The following is a 21,336-nucleotide window of genomic DNA, read 5'->3' on the forward strand; positions in this document are numbered from 1 at the left end:
GATGAATAAAGCCTCTGTCTGGGGGAATCCATTTACCTGAATCTGCGTGGATGTGTTATAATTTGCGACCTTTGAATCCGGGATACAGTAGAGGGATAGCGGTTAGATGAGCGACCTTGCGAGAGAAATTACACCGGTCAACATTGAGGAAGAGCTGAAGAGCTCCTATCTGGATTATGCGATGTCGGTCATTGTTGGCCGTGCGCTGCCGGACGTCCGAGATGGCCTGAAGCCGGTACACCGTCGCGTACTTTACGCCATGAACGTATTGGGCAACGACTGGAATAAAGCCTATAAAAAATCTGCCCGTGTCGTTGGTGACGTAATCGGTAAATACCACCCTCATGGTGATACCGCCGTTTACGACACCATTGTTCGTATGGCGCAGCCATTCTCCTTGCGTTACATGCTGGTGGATGGTCAGGGTAACTTTGGTTCTGTCGATGGCGACTCCGCAGCTGCGATGCGTTATACGGAAATCCGTATGTCGAAAATCGCCCACGAGCTGATGGCTGACCTGGAAAAAGAAACGGTTGATTTCGTCGATAACTACGACGGCACCGAACGCATTCCAGACGTCATGCCAACCAAAATTCCTAACCTGCTGGTGAACGGTTCGTCCGGTATCGCGGTAGGTATGGCAACCAACATTCCGCCGCACAACCTGACGGAAGTGATCAACGGCTGTCTGGCATATATTGACGATGAAGACATCAGCATTGAAGGGCTGATGGAACATATTCCGGGTCCGGACTTCCCGACCGCTGCGATCATTAATGGTCGTCGTGGTATCGAAGAAGCTTACCGTACCGGTCGCGGCAAGGTATACATTCGCGCGCGTGCGGAAGTCGAAGCTGACGCGAAAACGGGCCGTGAAACCATCATCGTGCATGAAATTCCGTATCAGGTGAACAAAGCACGCCTGATCGAGAAAATCGCCGAGCTGGTAAAAGACAAACGCGTTGAAGGTATCAGCGCACTGCGTGACGAATCTGACAAAGACGGTATGCGCATCGTGATTGAAGTGAAACGCGACGCGGTCGGGGAAGTGGTGCTGAATAACCTCTACTCCCAGACCCAACTGCAGGTTTCGTTCGGTATCAACATGGTTGCGCTGCACCATGGTCAGCCGAAGATCATGAACCTGAAAGAGATTATCGCTGCGTTTGTTCGTCACCGTCGTGAAGTGGTTACCCGCCGTACTATTTTTGAACTGCGTAAAGCCCGCGACCGTGCGCACATCCTCGAAGCGCTGGCGATTGCGCTTGCCAACATCGATCCGATCATCGAACTGATCCGTCGTGCACCGACCCCAGCTGAAGCGAAAGCGGCACTGGTTGCGCGTTCCTGGGAACTGGGTAACGTCTCTGCCATGCTGGAACGTGCGGGTGATGACGCTGCACGTCCTGAATGGCTGGAACCTGAGTTTGGCGTGCGTGATGGTCAGTACTTCCTGACTGAACAGCAGGCCCAGGCGATTCTGGATCTGCGCTTGCAGAAACTGACCGGCCTTGAGCATGAAAAACTGCTCGACGAATACAAAGAGCTGCTGGAGCAGATTGCTGAACTGCTGCACATTCTGGGCAGTGCCGATCGTCTGATGGAAGTTATCCGTGAAGAGATGGAGCTGATTCGTGAGCAGTTCGGCGACGCACGTCGTACTGAAATTACCGCGAACAGCGCTGACATCAACATCGAAGATCTGATTAGCCAGGAAGATGTTGTCGTAACCTTGTCTCACCAGGGCTACGTTAAATATCAACCGTTAACCGATTACGAAGCGCAGCGTCGTGGTGGGAAAGGTAAATCAGCAGCACGTATTAAAGAAGAAGACTTTATCGACCGCCTGCTGGTGGCCAACACTCATGACACGATCCTCTGCTTCTCCAGCCGTGGTCGTTTGTACTGGATGAAAGTTTATCAGCTCCCGGAAGCGAGCCGTGGCGCGCGTGGACGTCCAATCGTCAACCTGCTGCCGCTTGAGGCCAACGAACGTATCACGGCTATCCTGCCAGTACGCGAGTACGAAGAGGGCGTGAACGTCTTTATGGCGACCGCCAGCGGTACAGTGAAGAAAACGGCACTGACCGAGTTCAGCCGTCCGCGTTCTGCCGGTATCATTGCGGTTAACCTCAATGATGGTGATGAGCTGATTGGCGTCGATCTGACCTCGGGTTCTGATGAAGTCATGCTGTTCTCTGCTGCCGGTAAAGTGGTGCGCTTCAAAGAAGACGCCGTCCGTGCGATGGGGCGTACCGCGACCGGTGTGCGCGGTATCAAGCTGGCAGGGGAAGATAAAGTTGTTTCTCTGATTGTTCCACGCGGTGAAGGTGCCATCCTGACCGTGACGCAGAACGGCTACGGTAAGCGTACCGCGGCGGAAGAGTATCCGACGAAATCTCGTGCGACGCAGGGCGTTATCTCCATCAAGGTCACCGAGCGCAACGGTTCTGTTGTCGGCGCGGTACAGGTTGAAGATACTGACCAGATCATGATGATCACCGATGCCGGTACGCTGGTGCGTACGCGCGTGTCGGAAATCAGCGTGGTTGGGCGTAACACCCAGGGCGTGATCCTCATCCGCACGGCGGAAGATGAAAACGTAGTGGGTCTGCAACGTGTTGCTGAACCGGTTGATGACGAAGAACTGGATTCCATCGACGGAAGCGCTGCTGAAGGGGACGATGATATCGCGCCTGAAGCCGAAAGCGATGACGATGCAGCGGATGACGCAGAAGAGTAATTAAGCAGTAATGAGAAGGGCCGGAGAAATCCGGCCCTTTTTTTTAGTTCATCCGCTCTACGATCATCGTTATACCCTGTCCGCCGCCGATACACAGCGTTGCCAGACCGAGTGTTTTATCCCGTGCCTGTAACGCGTGCAGCAATGTGACCAGAATACGCGCGCCGCTGGCGCCGATAGGGTGGCCCAGCGCAATCGCACCACCGTTAACGTTGACCTTTTGTGCATCAAACCCCAGCGTTTTACCCACGGCAAGAAACTGCGCGGCAAATGCTTCGTTAGCTTCGATAAGATCGATATCCGACAGTTGCAGTCCGCTCAGCTGTAGCGCTTTTTGCGTGGCAGGAACGGGTCCCATGCCCATCATCGCCGGGGCGACGCCACCGCTGGCCCAGGCTTTGATGCGCGCCAGCGGTTTTAGCCCAGCAGCCAGCGCTGCCGACTCTTCCATTACCACCAGAGCGGCTGCGCCGTCGTTAATCCCCGAGGCGTTGCCAGCGGTAACAGTGCCCGCTTTGTCGAACGCCGGACGCAATGCGGCAAGACCTTCCGCCGTGGAGTCTGCCTTGGGAAACTCATCGCGTTCAAAAATGAGGGTTTTCTTACGTGATTGTACGCTGACGGGGACGATTTCGGCCTGGAAAGCGCCGGACTCTATTGCGGCAATGGCTTTCTGCTGTGATAGCAGTGCCAGTTCATCCTGCATTTCGCGGCTGATGCCGTACTCTTTAGCGACGTTCTCGGCGGTAATCCCCATATGGTAGCCATGTTCAGCACAGATCAGCCCGTCGCGCAAAATGACGTCTGACAATTGCCCGTCACCGAGGCGATATCCCCAGCGCGCTTTAGCATCTAACAGGTAGGGGGCCTGACTCATGTTTTCCATTCCACCAGCGACCAGTGCCAGGGCCTGTCCGGCTGCGATCGCCTGAGCCGCAAGCGCCACGCTTTTGAGACCTGAGCCACACACTTTGTTGACGGTGAAGCCGCAAACGGAGTCGGAAAGACCGCTTCTTAGCAATGCCTGACGCGCCGGATTCTGTCCCAGACCGGCCTGCAGCACGTTGCCCATAATGACTTCTTCAACCTGCTGCGGATCAAGATGAGCGCGCTCGATTGCCGCTTTTATCACGGTTGATCCCAGCTCGATAGCGCTGGTGGTCGCCAGTGCGCCATTAAAACTACCGATTGCGGTACGTGCCGCGCTGACAATGACACAGTTTTTCATTTTTCTGTTCCTTTAGGTAAGTAATGGCGGTCAGAACAAGGTCAATCCAATGACAAAAATGACGCCTGAGAAGAGCAGGGCGGTGATGCAGTACCCCATGATGTCGCGCACACCCAATCCGGCGATAGCCAATGCAGGTAGCGCCCAGAACGGCTGCGCCATGTTCATCCACTGCTCGCCATAGGCGATAGCCATGACGGACTTACCGAGATCGGCGCCAAGGGCCTGAGCGGCTGGCATGACGAATGGCCCCTGAATAACCCAATGGCCGCCACCAGATGGCACGGCAAAGTTAATCAGTGCTGAACTGAAGAAGGTCATCAGTGGGAAGGTGTCTTTGTTGGCGACGTTGATGAAGAACTCGGTAATCAATCCGCCGAGGCCAGAGTGCTCCATCATCAACTGAATACCGGCGTAGAAGGGGAACTGCACCAGGATGCCGGCGGTGCTACGTGCGGCAGCGCTAACGGCACGCATATAGGCCATAGGCGTTTTATGCAGCAGCAGACCGGCAATCATAAACATCAGGTTGACGGTGTTGATGGTGATGTTGAAGCCTTTCTCAGTGAAATAGATGGCCAGATAAGCAATCCCTAATGCCCCGATGATCAGGGCCAGAATGCGGCTCTCTTCCAGTTTTTCCGATGGTGGGGCGTCGGGTGGCAGTTTTTTCTGGAAATCAGCTTCTTCCAGTAACAGCTTCGGATCGATGCTTACCACATCAGAGGGTTTTGGCGTCATCATGCGTGTGATGAACGGCATCACGACGATCAGTGCCACGGTGATGAAGATGTTGAAACCGGTAAACAGCGTGTCTGCGACCGGAATTAACCCTGCGACGTGCTCAACCGGGTTGCCTGGCGTTGCCGCCAGCAATGGCATTGAACCGGAGAAGCCACCTCCCCAGGTGAGAAAACCGATGTAGGCACAAGCAATCAGCAGCGGATAGTCGGAGCCGGGTACTCGGCGTGCGACTTCACGGGCAAACATCGCCCCCACCACCAGACCAAAACCCCAGTTGATGACGCAGGCGACTGAACCGAAAAATGTCACCAGCATCACCCCCTGAGCGGGGGTTTTGGCGGCGGAGGCCGCCGTACGCAGCAGACTTTTCACCGGTCCTGAACTGGCTAACGCATGGCCTGTGACGATGATCAGCGCCATCTGCATGCCAAAGGCCAGCAGGTTCCAGAAACCATCACCCCAGAATCTCACCATGCTGACTGGCGTTTGTGGCGTTAGCCACAGCGCGATGCCGAAGGTCAACAGCGTTAACAGCATGGCGAAAATTAGCGGGTCAGGCAGCCAGCGGCTGACCACGCGCGTCATAAAACGAGCAATGCGGCCGATCATGCATCACCTCGCAGGATAATCAGCTCGGCAGCGACATCAAACTGTGCTTCAGTTTTTTCACGCAGCGTGGCGATATCGCATCCTTCCGCGATTTCCGTAAGCCACATTTTTCCGTCAATGAAGCGGAAAACAGCGAGTTCGGTGACCAGCATATGCACCGCATGTTGTGCCGTCAGCGGCATGGTGCAATGTCGGAGGATCTTCGCTGAGCCGTCTTTTGCACAATGCTCCATAGCGATAATCACTTTGCGCGCGCCGGTCACCAGATCCATTGCTCCTCCCATGCCGGGCACCATTTTGCCGGGAACGACCCAGTTGGCGAGGTTAGCCTGCTCATCGACCTGTAACCCACCAAGCACGCAGGCATCGACATGGCCCCCGCGAATTAACGCAAATGACATGGCGCTATCAAACATGGCGGCGCCTGGCAAAATCCCGCACGGTTGCCCGCCGGCGTTTACCAGGTCGGGATGCGCGGTCGTGACCGGACCCAGACCGAGAAAACCATTTTCTGACTGCAATGTGATATGAATATCAGCGGGCAGGTAGTTCGCAACCATCGTCGGCAGGCCAATCCCCAGGTTGACGACATCCCCATCGTGAAGCTCAAGCGCCACACGGCGCGCAATACGTTGTTTAGCATCCATGATTAGCTCTCCTGTGGAATGACGATATGGTCGATAATGGCACCGGGGGTGACGATCTGGTCTGGCTGGAGTTCACCGATCTCGACCATTTCATCCGGTTCAACCAGTGTGATGTCGGCGGCGAGGGCAATCAGTGGGTTAAAATTACGGGCGCTAAGTTGATAGGTCAGGTTGCCAAGCGTGTCAGAGCGGTGGGCACGGATCAGCGCCAGATCGGCACGCAATGGACGTTCGAGTAACCAGACTCTGCCATCAAGCGTCATGGTCTGCTTGCCATCTTCTACTACGGTGCCGACACCGGTTGGCGTGAGAAAACCGCCAAGACCCGCGCCGCCGCAGCGGATTTGCTCAATCAGGGTGCCTTGTGGCACCAGTTGCACGTCCATTTCGCCGGCAATCATGCGGCGACCGGTTTCAGGGTTGGTGCCAATGTGCGAGGCAATCACTTTGCTCACCCGACCGTTAACGATCAAGGGACCAATACCGGTATCGATAAACGCGGTATCGTTGGCAATTAACGTTAAATCCCTGACGCCAGATTCAAGTAAGGCTTCGACAAGGCGAGGTGGCGTGCCAACCCCCATAAAACCGCCGACCATGATGGTCATGCCGTCACGAAAGAAGTTCGCTGCGTCTTGTAAAGTAATCAGTTTTGTTTTCATTATGTTTCCCTTTTGCATACTCCATTTTGGGTACGCTCAGGGAATTGCAAGCCGGGTGCCAGAATGAAAAGTGGCGAAATTATTTTTTAATTATTTGAATTTTATGATTTATTTTTTACTGGCTGGTGAGGGGACGGTGGAGTTGCTATGCAGAGTTTTGCGCAGTGTGCAAAATTCTGCATAGCAAATTTAGGTATCAGGAGCCTGACGGGTCAATACCATACTCTTGCAGTTTGTACATCAGAGCGCGCCGACTGATCCCCAGCATTAGCGCTGTTCGGGTACGGTTGCCATCCTGATTGTCGAGCACCTCAAGGATGATGCGTTTTTCCTCACGCTTAATTTCTTCCTTCAGATTGCGTTCTCCGGTTTGAACCGCTTTTACTTCTGTTACGGTACTGACAGGCGATCGGAACTGCGCAGGCAGGTCTTCGGCAAAAATCACCGCGCCGGTATTCATGACCACTGCACGTTCGATGACGTTAGACAGTTCACGAATGTTTCCTGGCCATGGCCAGGCGGTAAGCATGGACATCGCCGTAGGATCGATCTCAATGATATCCCGCTGATTTTCCGAACTAAATTTTTGTAAAAAGTGATTCGCTAACAGGGCGATGTCTTCGCGGCGTTCGCGTAACGGGGGAAGGGTCAGATGAATCACGTTAAGCCGATAAAACAGGTCTTCGCGGAACGTTCCTTCCTTCACCATTGTTTGCAGGCAGCGGTTGGTGGCGGCAACAATACGGATATCGACGCGGATAGTTTGGTGTCCGCCGATGCGCTCGAACTCTCTTTCCTGCAAAATACGCAGCAGTTTGGCCTGCAGAACCAGTGGCATTTCACCAATTTCGTCGAGCAGAAGCGTTCCCTGATGCGCGCGTTCGAACAGCCCCTGGCGTAGGGTTTGTGCACCGGTAAATGCCCCCTTTTCGTGACCAAACAGTTCGCTTTCCAGTAAGGATTCCGGTAAAGCCGCACAGTTGATTTTGATAAAGGGACCGTTGGCGCGTCTGCTGTTGTAATGGATGGCGCGGGCAATCAACTCTTTTCCTGTGCCACTTTCACCGCTAATCAGTACGTTCGCCTGTGAGAGGGCGATTTTTGCCGTGTCTTTACAAATATCCATCATCACCGGGCTGTTAGTCAGGATATGCCCCCACTGCCAGCTGGTGCTTAGCGCCTGATGTAGATTGCGGATCTCCTGCTTCATTGCCTGAAGCTGTAGCGCGCGCTGAATGACCAGATTGAGCTCATCCAAATCAAAGGGTTTAATCACATAGTCAAACGCGCCGCTACGGAGAGCTTCCACTGCGGTCTCCACTTCGGCGTAGGCCGTCATCAGAATAACGGGGATCCGCGGTTGCTGGGCGCGCATGACTTTCAGTGCATCAATACCGTCCATCTCTGGCATACGGATGTCCATCAGTACCACGTCAGGATGCGTATCAGCAAACAGAGTCAGCGCGGCTTTTCCATTGCTGGCGCAGTGCGTCTCATGCCCTTGCAGGGAAAACGCAGTGGTAAGCATACGGCGAACATTTTCTTCGTCATCAACGATGAGAATACGGTAGGTCGTTTTCATTCTGACGGATTTCCCTGCGGGTTTAGAGGTAAAATCAGGGTGAAGGTTGCGCCGCAGCCCGGCATACTTGTCACGAGGATATCCCCCTGATGCGCGTTGATAATGCGCTGGCTTAGCGCCAGTCCAAGACCCGTACCTGACGCTTTGGTCGTAAAGAAGGGGTCGAATATTTTCTTCTGAATGGCAATATCGATACCGTTGCCATTATCTTCAATCATCACCGCCTGCTGTGAGGCTGAGTATTGCCAGGTGCGGATTCGAATTTCGCCCCGTGCGGCGATTGCCTGCACCGCATTGATTAAAATATTGAGGATCACCTGCTTGAGGAGTTCGCGATCGGCGACGATAGCTGGCAGGCTGGCATCTAATTCCGTGATAAACGCGATTCGGGCCTGTAGACCCGAGGTTTGCACGAGGATCAGCGTTTCTTCAATCAACGCATTGAGCCGTACCTGCTGCCACTGGCTTTGTCGCGGGCGCGAGAAATCTAACAGTTGCTGGATGACTTTATTGATTGAGTCAATTTCGTTCAGCACAACGGATAAATATTCCTGATGTTCTGGTAAAGATGTTTGCTGGCGGATGATCTGTACATAGCCACGGATTGCCGTCAGCGGGTTACGTACCTCATGCGCCACTCCCGCCATCAACTCGCCGAGCGTCGCGAGCCTTTCCGTTTGTGCCAGCCGGCGCTGTGTCTCTTTGCGGGCAGTTAAATCAGAGAAGATCACCAGAGCGCCGATTAGCTCGCCATGCGCGTTATGGATCCGGCTGGTGGTGACGCTTATTTCAATGGTGCGGTCGCGGCCAGGAAAACTCACCTCCTGGGCGACATGTTCGGTGCCGTGCTCCAGTGTATCCAGTACCGGGCTGGAGAACTGAGTATCGGCAAAGAGGGTTGCATAGGGTTGTCCGACCAGTTCATGAAGCTGATAGCCAGTGATTTGCTCTGCCGCCGGGTTCATGGTGGTGACATCACCCTGTCTGTCGATTGCAATGACGCCGTCTGCTGCGTTTTCAATAATCAGGTCGTTAAGGGTTTTGGTTTCCCGAAGCGTTTGTGCCAGCGCATTGACGCTGCGGCTGATTTGCCCCAGTTCGCCGGGCAGTTCAGGCAGGCGGGCTGGTGTTTTTTGCGCCAGCGTGGAGAGTCCGTCGGTGATAATGTCGATATTCGCACTGAGACGGCGAGAAAAAAGCACAATCAACAGCAGGCTACTGATGAGTCCGGCAACCAGTACGGCAATGATCCTGACGTCCATTTTCCAGGCTTGCTGGCGGATATCTTCCGTCAGTTCATTCGCCCAGATATAGCCAATGACGTCACCCTGCCGTTCGATGGGGATCATGGAGTTGAGGATGTCGCCACGAACCTGTCGTCCGGAAAAAACCTCAGGTGCGTTGCTGCTCATCACTTTGCGTCCGGGGTGATCGTCGGTGATGGTGATACCGACATTACTTTGATACAGCGCAGAGGGGGCGTAGGTGATGATTGCATCCAGTGCCTTGTTGTAATATCCCGCGCCAATGCCAGGAAATGCCTGGGTGATCCGTTCGGTAATGGGGCCCAACTCAAGATTCAGCGCCCGAATGCGCGCTTCACGCGGTAAATCCGCGTAGTGGCTAAAGCGATCGCCCAGCGCGCCGTTAAGCAGAGTGAGCACCGCTGACAGTTTTTTCTCTTTTTCAGATAAGACTGCTGACCGGCCTTCGGTTTCTACGATATAACCAATAGAAATCGTCGGCACAATGACCATCAGAATGGCCATCATGATCATTTGGTTGCGTAAACGTCGCGGGGTTAAACGACGTGTCAGCCATCTCAGCTTGCGCATTCTCACATCCGTGCAGTGTTTTTTAGGCAAACGACGATTATCAGGGGTTAAGACAACGGTGTCAGAGCGGTGTATCATATTCCCGTAAAGAGAGGGCATTGCGACGCCGGACATTTACCGCTACCTTAACCACACTCTATTGATATCCTGAGGCGGAGCTTCGCCCCTTTGAAATACCTTGCTTCCGTTCATTCAACTCTAAAAGTCTCACGCTACCTGTTCAGAGCGCTGGCCTTATTGGTCTGGTGTCTGATTGCTTTTGCTTCGGTGTTCTACATTGTGAATGCGCTGCACCAGCGAGAGTCTGAGATCCGCCAGGAGTTTAATCTCAGCTCCGATCAGGCCCAACGCTACATTCAGCGTACTTCTGACGTGATAAAAGAGCTGAAATACATTGCTGAAAACCGGTTAACGGCAGAAAACGGCGTGATGTCATTGCGGGCACGGGATGATAAAACCGTGGTGCCGAATTTTGAACCGCTGTTTGCCGATTCCGACTGTGCGGTGATGGGTAATGCCTGGCGTGGCTCGCTGGAGTCATTGGCGTGGTTTATGCGCTACTGGCGCGACAATTTCTCAGCGGCTTATGATTTGAACCGCGTGTTCCTGATCGGCAGCGATAACCTCTGTATGGCCAATTTTGGTCTGCGGGATATGCCTGTCGAACGTGACGAGGCGCTGAAAGCGCTGCATGAGCGCATCATTAAGTATCGCAATGCACCACAGGAAGAAAACGGCAATAACCTGTTCTGGATAAGCCAGGGGCCACGTCCGGGGGTGGGGTATTTTTATGCGCTGACGCCGGTCTATCTTGCCAATCGCCTGCAGGCGTTGCTGGGTGTGGAACAACCGATTCGCATGGAGAACTTCTTCACACCGGGCAGTTTGCCGATGGGGGTGACAATCCTTGATGAAAATGGTCATGCGCTGATTTCACTTACCGGTCCTGAAGGCAATATTAAGTCTGAACCGCGCTGGATGCAGGAGCGTTCATGGTTTGGCTATACGCCAGGTTTTCGCAATCTGGTATTGAAGAAAAACCTGCCGCCATCCTCGCTCAGTATTGTTTACTCCGTTCCGGTCGATCTGGTGCTGGAGCGGATACGCATGATGATCCTGAACGCGATTCTGCTGAATGTGCTGGTAGGTGCGGCGTTGTTTATGCTGACGCGCATGTATGAGCGGCGTATTTTTATTCCAGCGGAAAGCGATGCCCAGCGACTGGAAGAGCATGAACAGTTTAACCGTAAAATTGTGGCTTCTGCGCCGGTCGGTATTTGTATTCTGCGCACAATTGATGGCATTAACATTCTGAGCAACGAGCTGGCGCATACCTATCTCAACATGCTGACGCATGAAGACAGGCAACGGTTGACGCAAATTATCTGCGGCCAGCAGGTTAATTTCGTCGATGTATTGACCAGCAATAATACTAATCTGCAAATCAGCTTTGTGCATTCACGTTATCGCAATGAGAACGTAGCGATATGTGTCCTGGTCGATGTGAGTGCTCGCGTGAAAATGGAAGAGTCGTTACAGGAGATGGCGCAGGCAGCGGAACAGGCCAGCCAGTCAAAATCAATGTTCCTTGCGACGGTGAGTCATGAGCTACGCACGCCGCTGTATGGCATTATCGGTAACCTTGACCTGCTGCAAACGAAAGAACTGCCCAGCGGAGTGGATCGCCTGGTGACGGCGATGAATAACTCTTCCAGCCTGTTGTTGAAGATTATCAGCGATATTCTTGATTTCTCGAAAATCGAATCCGAACAGTTGAAGATTGAACCGCGTGAATTTTCACCGCGTGAAGTGATGAGCCATATTACGGCCAACTATCTGCCGCTGGTGGTACGCAAGCAACTGGGATTGTACTGTTTCATTGAACCGGATGTGCCTGTGGCATTAAATGGCGATCCGATGCGCTTACAGCAGGTCATTTCTAACCTGTTGAGTAATGCGATTAAATTCACTGATACTGGCTGTATTGTGCTGCATGTTCAGTGCAGCGGCGACTACCTCAGCATTCGTGTGCGTGATACTGGCGTGGGGATCCCGGCCAAAGAAGTCGTTCGTCTGTTCGATCCTTTCTTCCAGGTGGGGACGGGCGTGCAGCGTAATTTCCAGGGGACCGGGTTGGGTCTGGCTATCTGTGAGAAACTGATCAGCATGATGGACGGGGATATTTCCGTCGATTCCGAACCGGGAATGGGGAGCCAGTTTACGCTGCGGATACCGCTGTATGGTGCCCAGTACCCGCAGAATAAAAGTGTGGAGGGTCTTGCCAGTACCCGCTGCTGGCTGGCCGTACGAAACGCGTCACTCTATCACTTTATCGAATCCAGCCTCACGCGTACCGGGGTGACGGTGCTGCGTTATGAGGGGCAGCAACCTGATGCAAATGATGTGTTGATTGCTGATGATGTGCTGGATCAGACGTGGAAGGGACGAGCCACGGTGATTTTCTGTCGTCGCCACATTGGTATTCCGCTGGAAAGAACGCCTGGGGAGTGGGTGCACAGCGTGGCATCACCGCACGAGTTGCCTGCGCTGCTGGCGCATATCTACAGCGTTGAACTGGGCAGTGAAGCGCTTTCCACCGCGTTGCCAGCTCCGGACAAAATGGGAGCCACAAACGATGACATGATGATTCTGGTGGTTGACGATCATCCGATTAACCGTCGTTTACTGGCCGATCAGCTAGGATCGTTGGGGTATCAGTGTAAAACCGCCAACGACGGTGTGGACGCGCTCAATGTGTTGAGTAAAAACCATATTGATATCGTGCTGAGCGACGTCAACATGCCGAATATGGATGGTTATCGCTTGACGCAGCGTATTCGCCAACTGGGGTTAACGCTGCCGGTTATTGGTGTGACGGCCAATGCTCTGGCGGAAGAGAAGCAGCGTTGTCTGGAGTCGGGAATGGACAGCTGTTTATCCAAGCCAGTGACGTTAGACGTGCTGAAGCAGACGTTGACGGTCTATGCGGAACGCGTGAGAAAAACGCGGGGATAAAAGAGGCAGGGGAGCGGTGATTGCCTTATCCGGCCTACAGAACATACTCAACGCTGTATTGTTCGTAGGCCAGATAAACGCGGTGCCTTCAGGCAGATGATATGAAACCGAATTACTCTTTGTCTGACGGGCTTAACGTCACGGATGACAGGTAATTCAGCAGGGCGATATCATTTTCCACGCCGAGCTTCATCATTGCAGACTTTTTCTGGCTACTGATGGTTTTAATACTGCGATTGAGCTTTTTAGCGATTTCAGTCACCAGGAAACCTTCGGCAAACAGGCGCAAAACTTCACTTTCTTTCGGTGACAGACGTTTGTCGCCATAGCCGCTGGCGCTGATTTTTTCCAGCAGGCGAGAGACACTTTCCGGAGTGAATTTCTTACCTTTTTGCAGCGCCGCCAGTGCCTTAGGCAGGTCAGTTGGCGCACCTTGTTTCAGCACGATCCCTTCAATGTCGAGATCCAGTACCGCGCTCAGGATGGCCGGGTTGTTGTTCATGGTCAAAACGATGATCGACAGGCTCGGGAAATGGCGTTTGATATATTTAATTAACGTGATCCCATCACCATATTTATCTCCCGGCATTGAGAGATCGGTAATCAACACATGAGCATCTAATTTAGGCAAATTGTTGATCAGTGCAGTGGAGTCTTCAAATTCGCCGACAACGTTCACCCACTCGATTTGTTCAAGTGATTTACGAATACCGAACAGTACAATCGGATGGTCATCGGCAATAATTACGTTCATAGTGTTCATGTATTGGGCTACCTTGCTACAGCAAGCTCTTGACGTAAACGTCAATGTCGCTGATGTACTTTTCTATACCTGGAGCATCTTTCTCTTGAATAAGATGTTCCAGCGCTTCACATAACTGCTTGCCGGGTACCAGATTAAGCATGGCAAACACGCCTTTCAGGCGATGGGCCGTTTGGGCTAACGCAGCGAAATCGCTGGTTGCTGCCTCAGTATACAACCTCTTAACATCATCCGGTACTGTGTCCACAAAGAGTGCATAGTAACCACTGGCATGAAGTTCGGCGTTTTCATCACCGCCGAGGGGAAGTTCCTGGATCTCTTCTTGCGCCAGTTGTTCTTCTATTAGCTCCAGGACAGCCTCCTGCATAGCATTGCTCATATTAAAGTTGACGCGCAGCTGACCGGGGCCAATTTTTCGCACGCCAGACTCATCATCGCTTAAAAGCAAGCCTGAGGCAGTAAGATTAGACGGATTATCAGTGATAAAGAGATCATATTCTTGACTATTCAGTCGCTCATCGGGCGTGATGCAGGTTGCTCCCCAGTTTTCCAGCTGACGCAATACAATGCTGCGTACGTCATTCGAGGTGACGTCAACCATCACGCAGACATCATCCAACAGCCGTTCTTCACTATCAGCATGTTGGTCATGCGGCGGCATCTTAACATGGACGATATAGCGCGTTCCAAGTTCTTCCCGCGCTTTAATATTTAGATGTCCGCCCAGTTTGCGCGCGAGCTGATCGCACAACCAGAACGTGAGTGGATTAGCTTTGCCATATCGATCGCTCTGCGTGTCATTGATGAACGGGAAGTGCAGATTATCAATTTCATTCAGCGCGACGCCTTCCCCCGTATCCAGAATACGGAAGGTCAGACGCTCTGCCTCCGACTCATCCTGGTCGACGTCCAGCGTAATTTTGCCAATTGGCGTCGTGGTCACGGCATATTGCATGAGCAGCAGCAAAATATGACGCAGGGCACCGCGGTCGCCGCGGCGCTCATCATTGGCGCTCAGGTGATTTTTAATCAGCAGCTGTAACCCTTTACGCTTGATGGCTGGCAGTACTTCAGGTACCACGTCGTCAATTAACGCCTGCACGGAAAACAGCGTTGATTCACTTTTCCAGTCATCGCTTTCCAGAAGATTGGCCAACTGAATCTCATCGACCATACGTACCAGTACGTCTGCCTGGTTTGCCAGTTTCTGGCTGTCGGGCGTATTGAGTGCGGCAGCATTTATGGCCAGCGTTTTGGCAGGATCTTTCAGTGCGCTACCAATGTTTTGCATAAAGGCGGCGCGAGCCTGTTGGTTTTTCTCATACAGTCGCTGCGCTTGTTTCAGCTTTTTATTGACCAGTACTTCGCGATCCTGGTCGCGAATGATAAAGATCTGCGTGCGGGCTGAGATCTGGCTGCGGAACAGCCTGATCTCATACAATTCATTATTGATGGTGGCCTGAATGACCCCCTGATGCTGCTCTGCCATGCTGGTGATATTTTGCAGATTTAAATGTGGCAGCAGGTGGTCGGCAATCTTATTGCTGATAACCGTGCGGTTGGATTCCTGGTCATGTACCAATAATCCCAGCGGCAGCAGCGAAACAATTTCTTCATTGATTGCGCGAAGCACCCGCAGTTCATTATTTGCGACAAGGTTTGGCGCCACTTCGTTTGAGCGGGCAGGAAGGTGGCGGAAAGTGGTATAGCCAAACAGCGCCAGCGCCAGCAGAGCGATATTCAGTAACAGTGGTAGCAGAATGCTTTGCAGCGTATCAAGCAGTAATGAACCAAAGGGAACCTGCCAGACCAGTCGCATATCTGTTGAATTTAGCGCTGAGGAGATCTCAATCTTGCTATTGTTAAAGTTGATGCTAACGCTGTCAGGCGACTCTTTTTCACTGAGATGCTCAGCCGTAGACGTGGCATCAGGCTCCAGATGAAAGCTGTCCAACGGCATGCCCGGGGGGATCAAATCATTAATCGGCAGGTCAAACGCGACCACGGTTGCCAGATGTCCTGGCTGATTAAAGGTTGTGCGTAACGTGAAGTAATGGCCGTTTTGCCAGACCAACCGGCGAAGGGACGAGAAGCTTTCACGCTCATCGAGCGCATTGGCCTGTTGTAACATTTCAGCGCGGCGTGAATCGACAATGTTGCCAATTGTCGATTCTTTAAAGCCGGAGGTGAGATCTTTCAGCGGCAGCGTTGAGATAAGAATCAGGCTATTGTCCTGACCATTCAGATAATACATTGACCATGGGACATTCTCCGCGCCCCACAGTGTATCCAGATAGGTTGAGATACGTTGGGTCATTTCCAGCGTAGAACTGTCATGCGAGCCGAAAATCAGTGCTTCAGTCTTTCTACGGGGTTTTTCAAGATAGTAGACATCTTGCTTGAGTCGGGTTTCCTGTAACCCGTCGGCAGTCGATGAGTTGGCTGTCGCTGCAATATTGTCATAGATTTGCCAGGTCACGTACCGCCAGGTATCCACCCTTTTATGAATTGCGTGGGTGATATCGACAATCTGATAGCTCTTATCTTTTAGCCAGGTGTTGACCGCGCTCTGGACCATTACGCCCATCATCACCAACAGCACCACGATCAGTAATAAGAAGAAACGGGTAATACTTCCCGGAAGCAGGGAGAATCGGGTAGAAGCCGTTGTGTCAGACTGACTCATTCGTGTTTATGACCTGTTAAAACGACGCTAAAGATGAAGGGGCAGTATAAAGGGTAATGTATGAATTGCCATACTTACGCAACATACGGTGGGCTGCATTTTTTATTGCTGTGTATCGTTGCCTGGCAGGCAATGCAAACGTGTACAGTCGGTCACTATCAGTACAAATATAGGTATGAAACATACTGGTTTAGCATTAAATAACAAGAAATTATTTGCCTGATTTATATGTGATGGTGAACAGGTGAGATAGTTAATAGTCGTTATAGTTTTTCATCGGTAGCACAGAACAGTGATGTTTGTGTAAAGAAGGGTAAAAAAAAACCGAACGCAGAGCATTCGGTTGAAATAGGGGTAAACAGACATTCATGAATGAATGACGGTAATAAATAAAGTTAATGATGATAGCGAGTCTATTTTAGTTGCGAGTGAAGATTTTTTTTTATCATTCAGTGCTATGGTTGTATTTTTCGTAATCAATTGATTTATATGTATTTTATAATGATTCTTGACTATTCGTGCTTATTCATCCCATTTTCTTAATTAAAAAAAGTTCCCTTTTGTTAATATTTTGAAACATCTACATCGACAAATGAAACATCTTTAAAGTATTAGTATCATATTCGTGTTGGATTATTCTGTGTTTTTGCGGAGAATGAAGTTGCCGACTGGTTAATGAGGGTTAGCCAGTGAGCAGTGGCATAAAAAAGCAATAAAGGCATATAACAGAGGGTTAATAACATGAAAGTTAAAGTACTGTCCCTCCTGGTACCGGCTCTGCTGGTAGCAGGCGCAGCAAATGCGGCTGAAATTTACAACAAAGACGGCAACAAATTAGATCTGTACGGTAAAGTCGACGGTCTGCACTATTTCTCTGATGACTCTACTAAAGATGGTGATCAGACCTATATGCGTATCGGCTTCAAAGGTGAAACCCAGGTTAACGACCAACTGACCGGTTATGGCCAGTGGGAATACCAGATCATGGGTAACTCCTCTGAAAACGAAAACAATGCCTGGACGCGTGTCGCGTTTGCCGGTCTGAAATTCGCTGATGCAGGTTCTTTCGACTACGGTCGTAACTACGGCGTTGTTTATGACGTAACGTCCTGGACCGACGTCCTGCCGGAATTCGGCGGCGATACCTACGGTTCTGACAACTTCATGCAGCAGCGTGGTAACGGCTTTGCAACCTACCGTAACACTGATTTCTTCGGTCTGGTTGATGGTCTGAACTTTGCCCTGCAGTACCAGGGTAAAAACGGTAGTCCGGAAGGTGAAGGCATGACCGGCGTGACTGGCAACGGTCGTGACGCACTGAATCAGAACGGTGACGGCGTCGGCGGATCTATCACTTATGATATCGGCGAAGGCTTCTCCCTGGGTACCGCGGTCACCAGCTCCAAACGTACTGATGAGCAGAACCGGCTGAACTTCGGTACCGGCGATCGTGCTGAAACCTACACTGGCGGTCTGAAATACGACGCGAACAACGTGTACCTGGCCGCAGAGTACACCCAGACTTACAACGCAACGCGCGCCGGCAAACTGGGTTGGGCTAACAAAGCACAGAACTTCGAAGCTGTTGCTCAGTATCAATTCGACTTCGGTCTGCGTCCGTCCGTGGCATACCTGCAGTCCAAAGGTAAAGATCTGGACAATGGCTACGGCGACCAGGATATCCTGAAATATGTTGATGTTGGCGCGACCTACTACTTCAACAAAAACATGTCTACCTATGTTGATTACAAAATCAACCTGCTGGATGACAACCAGTTCACCCGTAATGCAGGTATCTCTACTGATGATATCGTAGCACTGGGTCTGGTTTACCAGTTCTAATCTGCATTTATTTCTATCAAAGGCCCTACGGGGCCTTTTTTAATGCCGTTTTTTTGACGTACAAACACTCTTTTTTGGTGTACTCTTGCGCCCGTTTTCATAAGGGTAATCACGTATGGATATGACTTTTTGTCGTGCAGCGCTGCTGGCAGCAACACTCTTTTTTGTCGGGTGCGATGAGGCCCCTAAATCAATCCAGACCCCGCCATCAACCGCGACAGTCCTGGAAGGCAAAACCATGGGCACTTTCTGGCGGGTCAGTGTGGTTGGCGTGGATGCCAAACGCGCCGGGGAGTTGCAGGCGAAGATCCAGACGCAGCTCGATGCTGATGATCAACTGCTTTCTACCTATAAGAACGATTCTGCGCTGATGCGTTTTAACCTGTCAAAAAGCCTGTCACCGTGGCCGGTGAATGATGCGCTGGCGGATATTGTGACATCGGCGTTACGCATTGGCGCAAAAACCGACGGCGCGATGGACATCACCGTCGGGCCGTTGGTGAACCTGTGGGGCTTTGGTCCACAGCAGCAACCGCTGCATACACCTACACAGGCAAGAATTGATGCGGCAAAAGCCCAAACCGGGTTGCAGCACCTGAGCGTGATCAATGACACGCGGCAGAACTACCTGCAAAAAGATTTACCGGATCTGTATGTGGATCTCTCCACCGTGGGGGAAGGGTATGCGGCGGACCATCTGGCGCGATTGATGGAGCAGGAAGGGATCGCCCGCTATCTGGTTTCTGTTGGTGGCGCGTTGAACAGTCGCGGAATGAATGCCGAGGGGCAACCGTGGCGTGTGGCAATACAGAAACCGACCGATCGTGAAAACGCGGTACAGGCGATTGTCGATATCAATGGGCATGGCATCAGCACCTCCGGTAGCTATCGCAACTATTACGAACTGGACGGAAAACGTCTGTCCCATGTCATCGATCCGCAAACCGGTCGTCCGATCGAACACAATCTGGTCTCTGTGACGGTGATTGCCCCAACGGCGCTGGAGGCTGACGGTTGGGATACCGGGCTAATGGTGCTTGGCCCGCAAAAAGCCAAGGAGGTTGTGCGTCGCGAAGGGTTGGCGGTTTATATGATTGTTAAAGAAGGCGAAGGGTTTAAAACCTGGATGTCGCCGCAATTTAAAAGCTTCCTGGTCAGCGAAAAAAATTAAAAAGCAAGATTGCGGGTTTTTATAACCCGCAATGCGGACACACTGAGGCTAAGCGCTATGCTTAACAAAGGAGTCCATCATGACAAATTTCTTACACATAACTGATGATGAACGCTGGCAGTTTGTGCTGGACCGTGACGCGGGTGCTGACGGTCAGTTTGTTTTTGCTGTTCAGACTACCGGCATCTTCTGTCGACCGTCCTGTCGGGCAAAACATGCGCTGCGCAAAAATGTCAGGTTCTTCGCGGATGCAGAGCAGGCACAGGCGGCAGGGTTTCGTCCCTGCAAACGCTGCCAGCCGGACAAAGACAGCGCACAACAGCAGCGGCTGGACAAAATAGCTCACGCTTGTCAGTTGCTGGAGCAGGAGTCCCCCCTCACACTGGAGACTCTTGCGCAGCATGTTGCGATGAGCCCGTTTCACCTGCATCGCCTGTTCAAAGCAACCACCGGAATGACCCCAAAAGCCTGGCAACAGTCATGGCGTGCCCGTCGCCTGCGTGACGCGCTGGCAAAAGGCACACCGGTCACGAAGGCGATTCTTGACGCCGGATTCCCCGACAGCAGCAGCTATTACCGCAAAGCGGATCACGCGTTAGGTATGACCGCCAGGCAATTTCGTAAAGGCGGCGGTAATGTTTCTGTGCGCTATACCCTTGCAGATTGCGCTCTGGGTCGCTGCCTGGTAGCGGAAAGTGAACGGGGTATCTGCGCGATCTTGCTGGGCGACGACGATGCTACGCTGATAGCCGAATTGCATGAACTGTTTCCGACGGCACATGACGAGCCCGCCAATGCGGAGTTTCAACAACATGTGCGTGAGGTGATCGCCGTGATAAATACGCGCAATACTGCACTGTCATTGCCGCTGGATATTCAGGGAACCGCCTTTCAGCAACAGGTGTGGCAAGCGCTGCGAACAATCCCTTGTGGTGAGACGGTGAGTTATCAGCAACTGGCCAGCACTATCGGCAAGCCGAAGGCGGTGCGTGCCGTAGCCAGTGCCTGCGCGGCGAACAAACTGGCCATTGTGATCCCGTGTCACCGCGTAATCCGCGGTGATGGCGCGCTTTCTGGCTATCGTTGGGGAATAACGCGCAAGGCGCAGCTGTTGCAACGTGAGACCACCCGCGAGGAAACATAATGCTCGATCTCTTTGCTGATGAGAAACCCTGGCACGAGCCGTTGGCCTCAGGTGCGGTGATTTTGCGGCGTTTTGCATTTGAATCTGCACCCGCTTTACTGCGGGCAATCGCGGCGACCGCCAGGCAGTCGCCGTTTCGCCAGATGGTCACCCCTGGCGGTTATACGATGTCGGTGGCCATGACGAATTGCGGCCATCTGGGCTGGACAACGGATCAACATGGCTACCTCTATTCACCGGTCGATCCCTTAACTGGCGCTCACTGGCCGCCATTACCCGAGGTCTTTGCTGAACTGTGCCAACAGGCGGCAACGGCCGCAGGCTATCCTGATTTTAAACCGGATGCTTGCCTTATCAATCGCTATACGCCGGGGGCAAAACTGTCTTTACATCAGGATAAAGATGAACCTGACCTGCGAGCGCCTATCGTCTCTGTATCGCTGGGCCTGCCGGCAATTTTTCAGTTTGGTGGCTTACGGCGTAGCGATCCCTTAAAGCGAGTATTGCTGGAGCATGGTGATGTGGTGGTATGGGGGGGAAACTCGCGGCTGTTTTATCACGGCGTCCAGCCTCTCAAAACAGGGTATCATCCCTTGACGGGGGATTGTCGTTACAACCTGACGTTTCGCCAGGCAGGTAAAAAAGAATAAAAATAAGAATTATTA

At 52.2% G+C, this 21,336-nt stretch carries 14 protein-coding genes; 6 read left to right on the forward strand and 8 right to left on the reverse strand.

Annotated features, from left to right (window positions below; all coding sequences use genetic code 11):
• Nucleotides 1-106 precede the first annotated feature (106 nt).
• Nucleotides 107-2,743 carry a DNA topoisomerase (ATP-hydrolyzing) subunit A gene (gene gyrA / locus ACLJXE_RS01645; RefSeq protein WP_286629078.1) on the forward strand — a complete coding sequence of 879 codons (2,637 nt, stop codon included), beginning with the start codon at nucleotides 107-109 and terminating at the stop codon, nucleotides 2,741-2,743.
• Between the two features lie 43 nt (nucleotides 2,744-2,786).
• Here gyrA and ACLJXE_RS01650 read toward each other — a convergent pair whose 3' ends face one another.
• The 6 genes from ACLJXE_RS01650 to atoS all read right to left on the reverse strand — a co-directional run bounded on the left by ACLJXE_RS01650 (nucleotide 2,787) and on the right by atoS (nucleotide 10,050).
• Nucleotides 2,787-3,971 carry an acetyl-CoA C-acetyltransferase gene (locus ACLJXE_RS01650; protein ID WP_410749917.1) on the reverse strand — a complete coding sequence of 395 codons (1,185 nt, stop codon included), beginning with the start codon at nucleotides 3,969-3,971 and terminating at the stop codon, nucleotides 2,787-2,789.
• 30 nt (nucleotides 3,972-4,001) lie between these two features.
• Nucleotides 4,002-5,324 (reverse strand): TIGR00366 family protein, encoded by a 1,323-nt coding sequence (locus tag ACLJXE_RS01655; RefSeq protein WP_286629080.1) that lies wholly within the window; start codon nucleotides 5,322-5,324, stop codon nucleotides 4,002-4,004.
• Nucleotides 5,321-5,971 carry a 3-oxoacid CoA-transferase subunit B gene (locus tag ACLJXE_RS01660; protein WP_048211108.1) on the reverse strand — a complete coding sequence of 217 codons (651 nt, stop codon included), beginning with the start codon at nucleotides 5,969-5,971 and terminating at the stop codon, nucleotides 5,321-5,323. Before ACLJXE_RS01660 ends, ACLJXE_RS01655 begins: the two co-directional genes overlap by 4 nt.
• 2 nt (nucleotides 5,972-5,973) lie before the next feature.
• A complete protein-coding gene (atoD, locus tag ACLJXE_RS01665; RefSeq protein WP_410749918.1) occupies nucleotides 5,974-6,633 on the reverse strand; it encodes an acetate CoA-transferase subunit alpha in 660 nt (219 codons plus the stop codon).
• 196 nt (nucleotides 6,634-6,829) lie between these two features.
• Complete coding sequence (gene atoC, locus ACLJXE_RS01670; protein WP_410749919.1) at nucleotides 6,830-8,215, reverse strand: acetoacetate metabolism transcriptional regulator AtoC; 1,386 nt, start codon at nucleotides 8,213-8,215, stop codon at nucleotides 6,830-6,832.
• Nucleotides 8,212-10,050: a two-component system sensor histidine kinase AtoS gene (atoS, locus tag ACLJXE_RS01675; RefSeq protein ID WP_410749920.1), complete on the reverse strand. Its 1,839-nt coding sequence runs from the start codon at nucleotides 10,048-10,050 to the stop codon at nucleotides 8,212-8,214. Before atoS ends, atoC begins: the two co-directional genes overlap by 4 nt.
• Before the next feature lie 168 nt (nucleotides 10,051-10,218).
• Between atoS and rcsC the strand changes: the two genes are divergently transcribed.
• On the forward strand, nucleotides 10,219-13,065 hold the full coding sequence (gene rcsC / locus ACLJXE_RS01680; RefSeq protein ID WP_410749921.1) for a two-component system sensor histidine kinase RcsC: 2,847 nt from the start codon (nucleotides 10,219-10,221) through the stop codon (nucleotides 13,063-13,065).
• Between the two features lie 112 nt (nucleotides 13,066-13,177).
• On the opposite strand, the gene rcsB is transcribed toward rcsC, so the two are convergent.
• A complete protein-coding gene (rcsB, locus tag ACLJXE_RS01685; RefSeq protein ID WP_003027592.1) occupies nucleotides 13,178-13,828 on the reverse strand; it encodes a response regulator transcription factor RcsB in 651 nt (216 codons plus the stop codon).
• 16 nt (nucleotides 13,829-13,844) lie between these two features.
• On the reverse strand, nucleotides 13,845-16,514 hold the full coding sequence (rcsD, locus tag ACLJXE_RS01690) for a phosphotransferase RcsD (RefSeq protein WP_410749922.1): 2,670 nt from the start codon (nucleotides 16,512-16,514) through the stop codon (nucleotides 13,845-13,847).
• A 741-nt stretch (nucleotides 16,515-17,255) separates the two neighbouring features.
• Between rcsD and ACLJXE_RS01695 the strand changes: the two genes are divergently transcribed.
• The 4 genes from ACLJXE_RS01695 (at nucleotide 17,256) to alkB (ending at nucleotide 21,321) form a co-directional block, all read left to right on the forward strand.
• On the forward strand, nucleotides 17,256-18,356 hold the full coding sequence (locus tag ACLJXE_RS01695; protein ID WP_286629087.1) for a porin OmpC: 1,101 nt from the start codon (nucleotides 17,256-17,258) through the stop codon (nucleotides 18,354-18,356).
• 115 nt (nucleotides 18,357-18,471) lie between these two features.
• Complete coding sequence (gene apbE / locus ACLJXE_RS01700) at nucleotides 18,472-19,527, forward strand: FAD:protein FMN transferase ApbE (RefSeq protein WP_410749923.1); 1,056 nt, start codon at nucleotides 18,472-18,474, stop codon at nucleotides 19,525-19,527.
• Between the two features lie 79 nt (nucleotides 19,528-19,606).
• A complete protein-coding gene (gene ada / locus ACLJXE_RS01705; RefSeq protein WP_410749924.1) occupies nucleotides 19,607-20,671 on the forward strand; it encodes a bifunctional DNA-binding transcriptional regulator/O6-methylguanine-DNA methyltransferase Ada in 1,065 nt (354 codons plus the stop codon).
• Nucleotides 20,671-21,321, forward strand: a complete 651-nt coding sequence (alkB, locus tag ACLJXE_RS01710; protein ID WP_410749925.1) for a DNA oxidative demethylase AlkB — start codon at nucleotides 20,671-20,673, stop codon at nucleotides 21,319-21,321. Before ada ends, alkB begins: the two co-directional genes overlap by 1 nt.
• Nucleotides 21,322-21,336: the final 15 nt, after the last annotated feature.

The sequence above is a fragment of the Citrobacter sp. U14242 genome (genome assembly GCF_046555775.1).
In the GTDB taxonomy this organism is placed as follows: domain Bacteria; phylum Pseudomonadota; class Gammaproteobacteria; order Enterobacterales; family Enterobacteriaceae; genus Citrobacter.